This is a genomic window from Streptomyces sp. Pv4-95, assembly GCF_045782725.1.
Taxonomy (GTDB): domain Bacteria; phylum Actinomycetota; class Actinomycetes; order Streptomycetales; family Streptomycetaceae; genus Streptomyces.
On record NZ_CP127172.1, the window covers coordinates 7090812 to 7103652 of the forward strand.

10 protein-coding genes are annotated in these 12841 nt (G+C 72.7%); 6 read left to right on the forward strand and 4 right to left on the reverse strand.

Annotation, left to right across the window (positions count from 1 at the left end; all coding sequences use genetic code 11):
- Positions 1–9 precede the first annotated feature (9 nt).
- Entirely contained in the window at positions 10–2433 is a 2424-nt protein-coding gene (locus QOM21_RS31160; RefSeq protein ID WP_407554338.1) for a penicillin acylase family protein, read from the reverse strand.
- Between the two features lie 176 nt (positions 2434–2609).
- Here QOM21_RS31160 and QOM21_RS31165 point away from each other — a divergent pair, with 176 nt between their 5' ends.
- Positions 2610–4145, forward strand: a complete 1536-nt coding sequence (locus QOM21_RS31165; RefSeq protein WP_407554339.1) for an acyl-CoA synthetase — start codon at positions 2610–2612, stop codon at positions 4143–4145.
- 236 nt (positions 4146–4381) lie between these two features.
- Positions 4382–5182 carry a VOC family protein gene (locus QOM21_RS31170; RefSeq protein WP_407554340.1) on the forward strand — a complete coding sequence of 267 codons (801 nt, stop codon included), beginning with the start codon at positions 4382–4384 and terminating at the stop codon, positions 5180–5182.
- A gap of 91 nt (positions 5183–5273) precedes the next feature.
- On the opposite strand, the gene paaK is transcribed toward QOM21_RS31170, so the two are convergent.
- Positions 5274–6602 carry a phenylacetate--CoA ligase PaaK gene (gene paaK, locus QOM21_RS31175; RefSeq protein WP_407554341.1) on the reverse strand — a complete coding sequence of 443 codons (1329 nt, stop codon included), beginning with the start codon at positions 6600–6602 and terminating at the stop codon, positions 5274–5276.
- Positions 6603–6725: 123 nt separating this feature from the next.
- On the opposite strand from paaK, the gene QOM21_RS31180 reads away from it, so the two are divergent.
- Complete coding sequence (locus QOM21_RS31180; RefSeq protein WP_407554342.1) at positions 6726–7424, forward strand: alpha/beta fold hydrolase; 699 nt, start codon at positions 6726–6728, stop codon at positions 7422–7424.
- A gap of 123 nt (positions 7425–7547) precedes the next feature.
- On the opposite strand, the gene QOM21_RS31185 is transcribed toward QOM21_RS31180, so the two are convergent.
- Positions 7548–8384 (reverse strand): class I SAM-dependent methyltransferase, encoded by an 837-nt coding sequence (locus QOM21_RS31185; RefSeq protein ID WP_407554343.1) that lies wholly within the window; start codon positions 8382–8384, stop codon positions 7548–7550.
- Between the two features lie 143 nt (positions 8385–8527).
- On the opposite strand from QOM21_RS31185, the gene QOM21_RS31190 reads away from it, so the two are divergent.
- Entirely contained in the window at positions 8528–9055 is a 528-nt protein-coding gene (locus tag QOM21_RS31190) for a DinB family protein (RefSeq protein WP_407554344.1), read from the forward strand.
- 374 nt (positions 9056–9429) lie between these two features.
- Positions 9430–10056: a gamma subclass chorismate mutase AroQ gene (gene aroQ / locus QOM21_RS31195; protein WP_407554345.1), complete on the forward strand. Its 627-nt coding sequence runs from the start codon at positions 9430–9432 to the stop codon at positions 10054–10056.
- A gap of 60 nt (positions 10057–10116) precedes the next feature.
- Here aroQ and QOM21_RS31200 read toward each other — a convergent pair whose 3' ends face one another.
- A complete protein-coding gene (locus QOM21_RS31200) occupies positions 10117–11745 on the reverse strand; it encodes an acyl-CoA synthetase (RefSeq protein WP_407554346.1) in 1629 nt (542 codons plus the stop codon).
- 106 nt (positions 11746–11851) lie between these two features.
- Here QOM21_RS31200 and QOM21_RS31205 point away from each other — a divergent pair, with 106 nt between their 5' ends.
- Entirely contained in the window at positions 11852–12832 is a 981-nt protein-coding gene (locus QOM21_RS31205; RefSeq protein ID WP_407554347.1) for a crotonase/enoyl-CoA hydratase family protein, read from the forward strand.
- Positions 12833–12841 lie beyond the last annotated feature (9 nt).

The window sequence follows — 12841 nt, forward strand, 5'->3', positions numbered from 1 at the left end:
CCTCCGCCGTCACTGGTGGGCGCGTACCACCCGAAGCTCCGGCGACGCGAGGATGTCCCGTTCGCAGAAGCGGGCCCGCACCATCCGGCCGGCCGAGTACAGCTCGGTCTGGTCGCGGTAGTGCGGGGATCCCGGGTCGGAGGACTGCGAGTAGGTCAGCAGCACCCGCGCGTCGGGGCAGCGGCCGCCGTTGAAGCCGACGGCCTGCAGATAGCTGGAGCCCGTGGTCACCTCGTGGTACCCGCCGGCCGCGGCATCCCACCGGCCCTCGGTCTTGTTCCAGATGCCGAGCCCCTCGGTGCCGCCGGCGATCGGGATCCGCTTGCCGCCCCGCACCACGAACTGGTGCGCACCGAGCGGCGCGGCCGGCGGGATCCGCGCCGCGCGCAGCTCGCTCACGGCATCGGCGAGCGCGGTGGCGAACCCGGGGGCGCCGGTGTCGAGGGTGCGCGGCGTGCGCACCGGATCGGACGGGTCGAAGGGGGTACGCCACAGTTCCGCTGCCGGGACCTTCGCGGTGAGCCCCCGCCAGAAGCGGTCGAAGAGCAGCGCCCCCTTGCTGCCGGTCCGCATCGTGCGGTCCCAGGAGCCGATCACCCGGCAGGCCGCGGAGACGTCAACCTCCTTGCCGTCACTGCCCGTCGCGGTGCCGCCGGGCAGGTTGCGGCAGGCGCGTGCGGTGTCGGCTGCGGCCAGATCCCCGGCCGGCGCGCGGTTGGCGAACTGCTGGCGCTGCAGATCGTCGAGGGTCAGCCCGCCGCGCGCCGCCATCGCCGAGACGTCCTGGAGGGCGCCACGGGTCCGCTGCGAGCGAGGGGTCGCCGTGGAGCCGAAGATCCTCGGATATCCGGTGAGGGGCCGGTCCGCGTTGGTCAGCCAGGCGCTGTCGTTGGAGTTCTCGACGTAGGGCGCGTCCTTCAGCGTGGGCATCGTGGACGGGCCGAAGACGCCCGGTTGCAGCGCGTCCGGATCCCGTCCGAGCGCGCAGTCGGAGCGGGAGCCGTCCAGCACGGCCAGGCCGGTGGACGGATAGGTGGTGCGGCCGAGGGCGGTGGAGCAGCGCCGGTCGAGGGCGTCGGTGATGCGGGGGAGCACCTGCGACTGGCTGTAGTAGGAGTGGCCGGCGGCGTCCGCGGCGATGGTGTTCGTCCAGGGCAGCCCCTGGGTGTCGCGCAGGGAGCGCGCGATGCCGTCCACACCGGTCGCCCTGCTGAAGCGGAGCGCGGTGTCGGCGGCCCGCAGATTCACCGCGTTGGGGTCGTTCACGGCGAACGCCGTCCCGCCGGTCCAGGGCAGTTGCAGCTGTCCGAGGGAGCTGACCACCGGGCCGTAGCGGGTCCACCACTGGACGCGGGAGACGTCCGGGCCGCCCTTGACGGGGACGGTGACGAGGCGTCGGGTCATCCTGTGGCGCCTGCCGTCGACCAGGTAGGTGGTCGGGTCCGTCGGGTCCAGGGTCAGCTGATGCAGATTCAGGGTCACGCCGGTGGCGACCGTGTGGCTCCAGGCGACCTCGGCGTTGTGCCCGATGGAGACCGTGACGGAGCCGAGCAGGGAGCCGCCGGAGGCGTTCAGTTCGCCGGGGATGGTGACCTGCGACTGCCAGAAGCGGCGGCCGCCGGACCAGGGGTAGTGCGGATTGCCGAGCAGCAGGCCGCGGCCGTTGGCCGTCGTGGAGCCCTTGAACGCGACCGCGTTGGACCCCATGTCGGAGCCGTCCTGCGAGAACAACTCGCGTACGGCGTCCACGGCGTCCTTTCCCGCGGTGGCGCCGTCCCCGCCGCGCGCGGACCGGTCACCGGACACGGGACGGTCGCCGGGTGGCGCGGCGGCCGTGATGCCGTCCACCACCCGGCCCTGCCCGCCGAGTACGGCCAGCGCGAAGGCCCGCCGGGCCACGTCGAGGCTGCTGACGGGCCGGACCCACGGCTTCCCCGCGCACGCGGGATCCTCGGTCCGATGCCGGCTCAGCCAGGCGTTGTAGCCCGCGGCCCAGCCCCGCATCAGATCCTTGACGGTGCGGCTCGGCCCGGCCGGTGCCGGCTGCCGCAGCAGCTTCTCGACCGTGCCCGCGCGCCGGACACCGGCGAAGTACAGGTCGCTGGAGAGGTTGGTGGCCGCGGAGGACAATGACTGGTCGGGGGCGGCGTCGGCGCCGAAGTACCGCGACCGCTCGCCCCGTAGGGTCACGAACCCGTCGGCGAGGGTGCACACCTGGTCGGCGGCCTGCGCCCAGCCCTCCCCGAACCCGAGGTTCGGGTAGTCCTTGGCCACGATGTGCGGGATGCCGTACTCGGTATAGCGGATGACGGCGGACAGACCGCCGGCCGACGGATGGTGCCGGTCGCCGCCGGCCGGTGGGTCCGGTGGCGCGGCCGCGGATATCAGCAGGGCCACCCCGGCGAGCGCGAACGTTCTCCAGCGGTTGCGCATGGTTCCTCCCAACAGGCTTGAGAGCAATGGCGGTTGAGCGTACCAAGCGGTCGGTCATCTGCCGGGCGGTTCGCGCGGACGGAGAGCCGGGACCGGGCGCCGCGGCCGCGCGGACGGCCCGTGCCGGTACGGCCGGGCGCCTTGACCCGCGCCGGACCGCGGCCGAGGATCGCGCCATGACGCAAGCGCGGAGCAACACGGTCGACGGAGTCCTGCGGCGCAGCGCCCGCCGGGTGCCCGAGCGGACGGCGATCCGGTACGCCGACCGGTCCTGGACCTACCGCGAACTGGACGACGCGGTGACCGCCGCTGCCCGGGTGCTGCTCGCGGACGGGATGATGCCCGGCGACCGGGTCGCCTCCTACGGGCACAACTCCGACGCGTACCTGATCGGCTTCCTGGCCTGCGCCCGGGCCGGACTGGTCCATGTGCCCGTCAACCACGGCCTCACCGGCGAGGATCTGCGGTACATCGTCGAGCAGTCGGGCAGTTCGCTGGTGCTCACCGACCCCGCGCTCGCGCACCGGCTGCCCGCCTCCGTGCGCACCATGCCGCTGAGCGACGCCGCCGACTCGCTGCTGGTGCGGCTCGCCGGGCCACCGGGGACGGTGGACGACCGGGCCGCCGACCGGGCGCCGGCCGCCGAGCTGCCGGACGACACCCTCGTCCAGCTCCTGTACACCTCGGGGACCACCGCGCTGCCCAAGGGCGCGATGATGACGCACCGCGCGCTGGTGCACGAGTACACCAGCGCCGTCATCGCGCTGGATCTGAAGGAGACGGACCGGCCCCTGCACTCGCTGCCGCTCTACCACTCCGCCCAGATGCATGTGTTCCTGCTGCCCTATCTGGCCGTGGGCGCCGAGAACACCATCCTCGACGGGCCCGATCCGGACCGGATCTTCGATCTGGTGGAGGCCGGCGGTGCGGACAGCCTGTTCGCGCCGCCGACCGTGTGGATCGCGCTGTCGCAGCACCCCGGGTTCGCCGTGCGGGAGCTGAGCGGACTGCGCAAGGCGTACTACGGCGCCTCGATCATGCCGGTGCCGGTCCTGGAGCGGCTGCGCGCCCGGCTGCCCGCACTCGCCTTCTACAACTGCTTCGGGCAGAGCGAGATCGGGCCGTTGGCCACGGTGCTCGGCCCCGAGGAACACGAGGGCCGGATGGACTCCTGCGGCCGTCCGGTGCTGTTCGTGGAGGCGCGGGTCGTGGACGAGACGGGCCGGGAGGTGCCCGACGGCACGACGGGCGAGGTCGTCTACCGCTCCCCGCAGCTGTGCACCGGCTACTGGGACAAGCCGGAGGAGACCGCGGAGGCGTTCCGCGACGGCTGGTTCCACTCCGGAGACCTGGCCGTGCGGGACGCCGAGGGCTATCTCACCGTGGTCGACCGGGTGAAGGACGTCATCAACTCCGGTGGGGTGCTGGTCGCCTCGCGGCAGGTGGAGGACGTCCTCTACGAGCATCCCGAGGTGGCCGAGGTCGCGGTCATCGGCCTGCCGGACGAGCGCTGGATCGAGGCGGTGACCGCCGTGGTCGTCCGGCGCGCGGACGGCTCCGGGCCGGGGGAGCAGGAGCTGATCGACGCGGCCCGCGCCCGTCTCGCGTCGTTCAAGGCTCCCAAACGCGTGGTGTTCGTGGACGCGCTGCCGCGCAACGCCAGCGGCAAGATCCTCAAGCGGGAGCTGCGGGACCGCTTCGGGGCGTCCTGACCGGTCACCGCGTGTGACGGGCTGGAAGGAAGGCAGCCGGTGCCAGGAGGGGCGGGACCGGCCCGGGTGCGCACGGAGAGCGGCTGTCAGAGCCCCCTGCCATGCTGAGAAGTGGCGGGACGGCGGCCGTGGCCGGCCCGCGAGGCGGACGGCCCAGGGACGCCGCCCGCGGGCGGACCGTGCGCCCGCCCGGCTGCACCGCCCGGCGCCACGACCAGCGCATCGGAGGATCACCCATGCTGACGACCGATTACGTTCCGGGTACACCCAACTGGCTCGACCTCGGCGCTCCGGACATCGACGCCGCCGTCACCTTCTACTCCGCCGTCTTCGGCTGGACCTTCCTGTCGGCAGGACCGGAAGCCGGCGGCTACGGCTTCTTCCAGCTGGACGGCAAGACCGTCGGCGCCGTCGGCCTGCTGACGGAGGAGGGGGCGGCCTCCGCCTGGACGGTGTATTTCCACTCCGGCGACGCGGATGCCACGCGCAAGGCCGTCGAGCAGGCCGGCGGCTCGGTCCGCGTCCCGCCGGGCGACGTCTTCACGGCCGGGCGGATGGCGGCCTTCACCGACCCGCAGGGCTCCGACTTCGGCGTATGGCAGCCGGGCGACGTCCAGGGCCTGGAGAAGGTGATGGACGCCAACGCGATGTGCTGGACGGAGTTGTTCACCACCGACGCGGCCGGGGCGAAGACGTTCTACACCTCGGTGTTCTCCTGGGAGTACCAGGACATGCCCATGGGCGACGACATGGTCTACTCCCTCGTCTCCTCGCCCGGCGGCGGCAAGCCCGATGACACGAGCCAGGGCGGGATCATGCAGCTGCCGCAGGAGAACCTCGACGCCGGCAACGCGCCGGAGTGGCACCCGTACTTCGGCGTGACCGACTGCGACGCCACCTTCGCCACCGCCGCCGAGCGCGGCGCCACCGTCCTGATGCCGCCGAGCGACGCCCCGGGCGTCGGCCGGCTGGCCATGCTCAAGGACCCGGCCGGGGCGCCGTTCGCACTGATCAAGGGCGACCCCACCACGAGCTGACCCGGCTCACCGAGGGGGCGTGCCGGACGGCGGCGGCCGCGCGTGGCACCGCGCTCCGCCGCCCCGGTGTCGTATGGGCCGCGCGCGTCGGTCAGGGGGCGTGAGGCCCGGTGTCCCGCGGCCGGGCGTCGACGATCCGCTTGATCTTGCCGACGGAGCGCTCCAGCGTCTCGGGATCGACGATCTCCACTGCCACGGACACCCCGATGCCGTCCTTGACCCCGCGGGCGATCCTGCCGACGGCCGCCGTGCGCTCCTCGGTGGTCGCGTCGGGCCGGGCCTCGGCGCGCACGGTCAACTGGTCCATCCGGCCCTCGCGGGTCAGCCGCAGCTGGAAGTGCGGGGCCACCCCGGGCGTCCGCAGCACGATCTCCTCGATCTGCGCGGGGAAGAGGTTCACCCCGCGCAGAATGATCATGTCGTCACTGCGGCCGGTGATCTTCTCCATCCGGCGGAAGGCCGGCCGGGCGGTGCCGGGCAGCAGCCGTGTCAGGTCCCGGGTGCGATAGCGGACGATCGGCATCGCCTCCTTGGTGAGCGAGGTGAACACCAGCTCACCGTGTTCCCCGTCCGGCAGCACCTCACCGGTGATCGGGTCGACCACCTCCGGATAGAAGTGGTCCTCCCAGATGTGCAGCCCGTCCTTCGTCTCCACGCACTCCTGCGCGACGCCCGGGCCCATGACCTCCGACAGGCCGTAGATGTCCACCGCGTCGATCGCGAAGCGCTCCTCGATCTCGCGGCGCATCTCCTCCGTCCAGGGCTCCGCACCGAAGATGCCGACCTTGAGCGAGGTGGTCCGCGGGTCGATGCCCTGCCGCTCGAATTCGTCCAGCAGCGTGAGCATGTACGACGGGGTCACCATGATGATCTCGGGACGGAAGTCCTGGATGATCCGGACCTGCCGGCTGGTCATCCCGCCGGAGGCCGGCACGACCGTGCAGCCGAGCCGCTCCGCGCCGTAGTGCGCCCCGAGGCCGCCGGTGAACAGCCCGTAGCCGTAGGCGATGTGGACGGTGTGGCCGGGGCGGCCGCCGGCCGCGTGGATCGAGCGGGCGACGACATCCGCCCAGGTCGACAGGTCGCGCTCGGTGTAGCCGACGACCGTCGGGAGGCCGGTGGTGCCGCTGGACGCGTGCAGGCGGCGCACCTCGCTCTTGGGGACGGCGAACATTCCGAAGGGGTACTGCGCGCGCAGGTCGTCCTTGACGGTGAACGGGAACGCGGCGAGATCGCCGAGCGAACGGCAGTCCTCGGGCCGCACCCCGGCCTTGTCGAAGGACTCGCGGTAGCAGGGGACGTTGTCGTACGCGTGCTGCAACGACTCCCGCAACCGCGTCAGTTGCAGTTCACGCAACGCGTCACCCGAGAGCCGCTCCGCCTCGTCGAACCTCTCGCCGCCCGTGGCCGCTGGCGCCATGCAGTGTCACCCGCCTCGTCTCCCTACCGATCATTCGGTAGCTGAATTCGCATCCAAGTAATCAGCGCGCGGCGAACACGTCAAGGGGCGTGACGCGGACGGCTCGCGGGTACCGTCCAGCGCATGAGTGACGTCCAGAAGGTGCAGGTCGGTGAGGTCCAGCTGGCATACCGGGTGTGGGGTGAGGAGGAGGCGCCCCCGGCCGTTCTGTTGCACAGCCTCGGGGAGGACGGTGAGGACTGGCGCGGCGTGGTCGCACGGCTCACCGCCACCCACCTCGTCTACGCCCTCGACCAGCGGGGTCACGGGCACAGTGACTGGCCGGGCGAGTACGGCTTCGAGCGGTGGCGGGACGATGTGATCGGCTTCCTCGGCGCGCTGGGGCTGGAGCGGGTGACGCTCATCGGCCACTCGCTGGGTGCGGTCGCCGCCCTGCTGGCGGCAAAGGCGAGCCCGGAGCGCGTGGAACGGCTGATCATCGAGGAGCCGGCGCCGCCGGTGCGCGCGGAGCCCCCGCTTGAAGCACCCGAGACGCCGGAGGGCCCGCTGGCCTTCGACCGGCGCGCCACGGCCGCGGTGGCCGCGGAGTGCGACGCCCCCGACCCCGCCTGGTGGTCCGACCTCGCGAAGATCGCCGCCCCCACCCTGGTCATCGGCGGCGGCCCGACCAGCCATGTCCCGCAGTCGCACCTCGCCGACCTGGTGGACCGGATCCCCGACGCCCGTCTGGTGACGATCGACGGCGCCGGTCACCTCGTCCACGAGGAGCGTCCGCTGGAGTTCCTCGCCGCGGTGAACACGTTCCTGACGCCGCACGCCTAGGCCGCTTTCGCGGCCTGGCGTGTGGTTCGCGCCGCCGTCCCGGTGGGGCTCTACGGACGCGGCCCGGATCCGCCCCCGGCGCGCGCCTGTTCGTCGGACGCGTCCCGCCGTTTCCCTTCCGCCTCAGGCGGGGCGGGTCGCGCTCCCGAGGAGGGCTACGGCGGGCAGTGCCACGAAGCCGTCGCCGACGGCGTGCGCGGCGACCTTGCGGTCGTAGATCCGGCGGACGGCCCGCTGCTCTTCCGGGGCGAGCCGGGAGATGACCGCGCCGGTCAGCGGAGTACCGGTGACCACATCGGTCCACCACTGCGCCGGGTCGACGCGGTGCAGCCAGCGGACGCTCTCGACATCGGCCGCCGCGAACCCCGTGCCGCTCAGCAGCCGGTAGAAGGCGGCCGGGCGGTCCTGGCCCTCGGCGTCCGCGAGGAACGGTCCGGCCGCCGGGACGTCGGCGGGGCGTGGCACCCCCGACTCGGCGACCGCCTCCCCGAACAGCGCGGTCGCCCGCATGGCCTCCTTCTCCCAGGCGGTCAGCGCGAGCCGCCCGCCGGGGGCGAGCACCCGGCGGATCTCCGCCAGGCCCGCCGCGGGATCGCCGAGGTGATTGATCACGAAGTTGCCGACGACGGCATTGAACTCGCCGTCCGCGAAAGGCAGTTCGTCGAGCAGAGCGATACGGACATCGAGGCCGGGGTGGCTCCGCCCCGCCAGAGCGACCATCTCGGGGGACGCGTCCACCGCCGTCACCTTCGCGCCCCGCCGCAGTGCCGCGGCGGCCACCGGGCCGGGCCCGCAGCCCGCGTCCAGTACCCGGCTCCCGGGACCCACACCCGCGGCGTCCAGCAGCGGCTCGACGAGGTGCGAGGTCACCCGGCCGAAGCCCGCGCGGTAGGCGTCGGCGCGGCCCGACCAGCCCGTCCGCTCGAACCGGTCGAACGACTCCGCGTCCCATATGGCCATGGTCTGCCCTCGCCTTCCTTCGGGGCTCAACATCGTGCCAGAGCACGGTGGCGCCCCGCGCGCGGCCGCCGCGCGGGGCCCTTCGCCGCTCCGGCTGCCGGTCCGCGCACTGTGTGATGTCGGGCTGTGGCAGGGTGACGCGCATGGGTACTACACCGGACGGGCGCCCGATTCCGCCCGCGCACGCCGACGAACGCGACATGCTGGAGAGCTGGTTGGAGTTCCACCGGGCCACGCTCGCGCTGAAGTGCGCGGGGCTCGACGACCGTCAGCTGCGGCTGGCCCCGATACCACCGTCGGCGATGACGCTGCTGGGCCTGGTCCAGCACATGGCGGAGGTGGAACGCAACTGGTTCCAGCGGGTGTTCGCCGCCAAGGACCTGCCGCCGGTCTTCGAGGCGGACAACGCCGACGGTTTCCGGCTCGACCCGGACCGCGGCATCGACGAGGCACTCGCCGTCTGGCGCGCCGAGGTCGCTCGCGGCCGCGAACTCATCGCCGGCGCTCCGCTGACCGCCTCCGGAAAGCTGCCGCGGCACGAGGCCGGGAGCGTCGGTGAGGAGGGCCTTTCGCTGCGCTGGATCCTCGTCCACATGATCGAGGAGTACGCGCGCCACAACGGCCATGCGGATCTGCTCAGGGAATGCGTCGACGGCGTCACCGGCGCCTAGGGCGTGTCCGCAAAGTCCCGCCTGGCCCGCGACGCCTGGCACACACGCTCGCTGCGTTGTCGGGATCGCCTACGTAGACCCACTACGAGGACGACCCTCCGCCTTGCGATCGCACGCACCGGACGCCGCGGACCCCGCCCTACGGGCGGACGGCGGGACTTTGCGGACACGCCCTAAGGCCCCCGGCGATCGTCGGCGAGCCACCGGGCGCGTGGTGCTCTGATCGCGCCACGGAAGGTGTAGTCGCCACGCAGGACCCCCGAAGGGCTTAGGCTCACGGCCGTACGACCTCGCACCCGCCCGTGCCGGCCGCGTCATCCGACCGCTGACCGGCGGGAAAGAGGGCGGTTCCGAAGGTTCGAGAGAGGCCGACCGTGCAGCTGACCACCTCCATGCGCCGTGTGCTGACCGCCGGCGCGGCCGCCGCTGTCCTGTTCACCGGAGCGGGTGGGGCCGTCGCCGCGCCGTCGGGCACTTCGACGGCCGCCCGCCCGGCCGTCGCCGAGTCCTCCCCCTACGGCCAACTGCGCCCGCTCGCCGCGCTGTCCGCGGAGCGGCTGGCGACCGGGGACCTGGTGGCCGCGGCCAAGTGGGGGACCGGCGGCCCGATCGACGACCCGGCCCGCGAACAGGTGGTGCTGGACGCGGTGGCCGCGCAGGCACGGCAGCTGGGGGCGGACCCGGTGGTGACGGTGCGGATCTTCCGGGACCAGATCGAGGCGAGCAAGGTCGTCCAGCGGGGACTGCACCGAGTGTGGGAGGCGGACCCCTCGCAGGCGCCGACCGAGCGCCCGGACCTCGACGAGGTGCGCCAGGAGATCAACCGCATCAACGGCGCCCTGGTGCGCGCGATCGCCGATTCGCCGGCCGCGCGCTCCGCGCCGTACTGCGGTCCCGTGCTGACCGCGGCCGCGGTGCGGGTAGGCCACGAGCGGCATATGGACGGTCTGCACGCGGTGGCGCTGGCCCGCTCGCTCCGGTCCGTCTGCGGAGCTGCCTGAACCGGTCCGGTCCGGGGCGCGTGCGGCGGCGGACACGCCGGGATGCCGCGCCCCGACCGCTCAGGTCTCCCGGTCGCCCGCCGCCACCGCTTTCGCCCAGCGGTAGTCCGCCTTGCCGCTGGGGGAGCGCTGGATGCGGTCGGTGAAGACGACGGCGCGCGGAATCTTGTATCCGGCCAGCCGTGAGCGGCAGTGCGCCTGGACGCCCGCCAGGTCCAACGGCGCGGCCTCCGGCCGCAGTTGGACGACGGCCGCGACGCGCGTGCCCCACCGCTCGTCGGGGACGCCGGCCACCAGCGCGTCATAGACGTCCGGGTGGGACTTCAGGGCCTGCTCGACCTCCTCCGGGTAGACCTTCTCGCCACCGGAGTTGATGCACTGCGAACCCCGGCCGAGGACGGTGACGATGCCTTCCTCGTCGACCGTCGCCATGTCGCCCAGCAGCACCCACCGGTCACCGTGGGCCTCGAAGAAGGTCTCCGCGGTCTTCTCGGGGTCGTTGTAGTAGCCCAGCGGTACGTGGCCGCGCAGCGCGATCCGGCCGACCTCGCCGACCGCGACCGGCTCGCGGCCGGCCGGGTCCACCACCGCGATCCGGGTATCGACGCGCAGCCGGAACCCCTTGTCAGGGCCGGAGTCGTCGGTGGCGGTGCCGTTGAAACCGGATTCGGAGGAGCCGAAGTTGTTCAGCAGCATCGCGCCGGGGGCCAGGGCGCGGAACTGGGCGCGTACCGTCTCGGACAGGATCGCGCCGGAGCTGCTGACGCTGAACAGCGAGGAGCAGTCGGCGTCCCGGAGCGGGCCGGCAAGCGCGTCGACCAGCGGCCGCAGCATCGCGTCGCCCACCAGCGAAACGCAGGTCACCTTCTCCCGCTCGACGGTCCGCAGCACCTCTTCGGGGACGAACTTGCGGTGGATGACGACCTTTTGGCCGTAGTGGAAGGCGATGAACGCGGTGAGGGTGGAGGTGCCGTGCATCAACGGGGGCGTGGGGAAGAAGACGAGTCCTTCGCCGCCCACCGCGACCCGCTCGGCCAGCTCCTGCGGGCGCTTCACCGGCTCGCCGGTCGGCGCCCCGCCGCCCATGCCGGAGAAGAAGATGTCCTCGTGGCGCCACATCACGCCCTTGGGCATCCCGGTGGTGCCGCCGGTGTAGATGACGATCTGGTCGTCCGCCGAGCGCGGACCGAAGCCCCGCTCGGGTGACCCGGCGGCTTCGGCCTCCGCCAGCGGGACCGGGCGGATGCCCGGCTCGGGGGCGTCCGAAGGGGGAGTGCCCACCCGGACGAGGTGGCGAAGCCGGCCCGCCCGGGGGAGCGCCGTGGCGACCCGCGCGGTGAACTCCGCGTCGAAGACCAGCGCCACCAGGTCCGCGTCGCGGTAGAGGTACGCCAACTCCTCCTCCACATAGCGGTAGTTGACGTTCACCGGGACGGCGCGGATCTTCAGGCAGGCGTAGAGGGCCTGGAGGTACTCGACGCCGTTGTAGAGGTGCAGCCCGACGTGGTGGCCGGGGCCGATGCCCCGGTCACGCAGATGGTGGGCGAGACGGTTGGCGGCGCGGTCCAGCTCCGCGTACGTCAGGCGCCGCTCGTCCCCCGTCCCCGGGTGGTCGACGTACACCAGTGCCTCGCGGTCGGGGACCGTGTCGACGATCGACTCGAAGAGGTCGGCAAGGTTGTACTCCACGTCTCCTCCAGACCGGGCGGACGTCGGCTTGGCGGCCATTAGAGCGCTGTGGGGAACAGCTGGGAAGGGCCACGGAGAAGAAAACTGACTACCTGTCAGAAAACTCTTGAAGTCGGTGTGCGGCTACTGCAACCTGTTCTACGTCGTGAGACGGGAGGACGGAATGGGTGGGACCGAAGGGGCCGAAGCGCGCGCCGCTGCCGACAGCGACGACGCCTCCGGGGCACGGGACGAGCGCACGCCGGGCCGAGGAGGGACACCGCCGGACGCCGGCACCACGGGCCGCGCGCTCGGCACCGAACACCTCACCGTGGAGCGCGTCGGCGCGACGCTGGTGCTCACCCTCGACCGGCCGGAGGCGAAGAACGCCCTCTCGCTGCCGATGCTGGTGGGGCTCCATGACGGCTGGCTCGCCGCCGACGAGGACGACGACATCCGCTCCATCGTCCTCACCGGGGCGGGCGGCACCTTCTGCGCGGGCATGGACCTCAAGGCCCTCGCGGGGGACGGAATGGCCGGCGACCGCTATCGCGACCGGCTGCGCGACGACCCCGACCTGCACTGGAAGGCGATGCTGCGCCACCACCGGCCCCGCAAGCCGGTGATCGCCGCCGTCGAGGGGTACTGCGTCGCCGGCGGCACCGAGATCCTCCAGGGCACCGACATCCGCGTCGCCGGTGAGAGTGCCGTCTTCGGACTGTTCGAGGTGCGGCGCGGGCTCTTTCCCATCGGCGGCTCCACCGTCCGCCTGGCCCGCCAGATCCCGCGCACCCATGCCCTGGAGATGCTGCTCACCGGCCGCCCCTACCCGGCGGAGGAGGCGGCGCGGATCGGCCTGATCGGCCATGTCGTCCCCGACGGCACCGCGCGGGAGAAGGCGCTGGAGATCGCCGCGCTGATCAACGCCTGCGGCCCGCTCGCCGTCGAGGCCGTCAAGGCATCCGTCCACGAGACCGCCGGCATGACCGAGGAGGAGGGCCTGAAGGCCGAACTCGCGCGCGGCTGGCCGATCTTCGACACCGCCGACGCCAAGGAGGGCTCCCGGGCCTTCGCGGAGAAACGCCCGCCCGTCTACCGGCGCGCCTGAGCCAAGGAG

What these genes read in the sequence shown, in the direction of transcription:
- paaK (WP_407554341.1), bottom strand. Translation starts at nt 6,602, where the DNA reads ATGGCGCCAGCGGCCACGGGCGGCGAGAGGTTCGACGAGGCGGAGCGG.
- QOM21_RS31170 (WP_407554340.1), top strand. Translation starts at nt 4,382, where the DNA reads ATGCTGACGACCGATTACGTTCCGGGTACACCCAACTGGCTCGACCTC.
- QOM21_RS31190 (WP_407554344.1), top strand. Translation starts at nt 8,528, where the DNA reads ATGGGTACTACACCGGACGGGCGCCCGATTCCGCCCGCGCACGCCGAC.
- QOM21_RS31165 (WP_407554339.1), top strand. Translation starts at nt 2,610, where the DNA reads ATGACGCAAGCGCGGAGCAACACGGTCGACGGAGTCCTGCGGCGCAGC.
- QOM21_RS31160 (WP_407554338.1), bottom strand. Translation starts at nt 2,433, where the DNA reads ATGCGCAACCGCTGGAGAACGTTCGCGCTCGCCGGGGTGGCCCTGCTG.
- QOM21_RS31185 (WP_407554343.1), bottom strand. Translation starts at nt 8,384, where the DNA reads ATGGCCATATGGGACGCGGAGTCGTTCGACCGGTTCGAGCGGACGGGC.
- QOM21_RS31180 (WP_407554342.1), top strand. Translation starts at nt 6,726, where the DNA reads ATGAGTGACGTCCAGAAGGTGCAGGTCGGTGAGGTCCAGCTGGCATAC.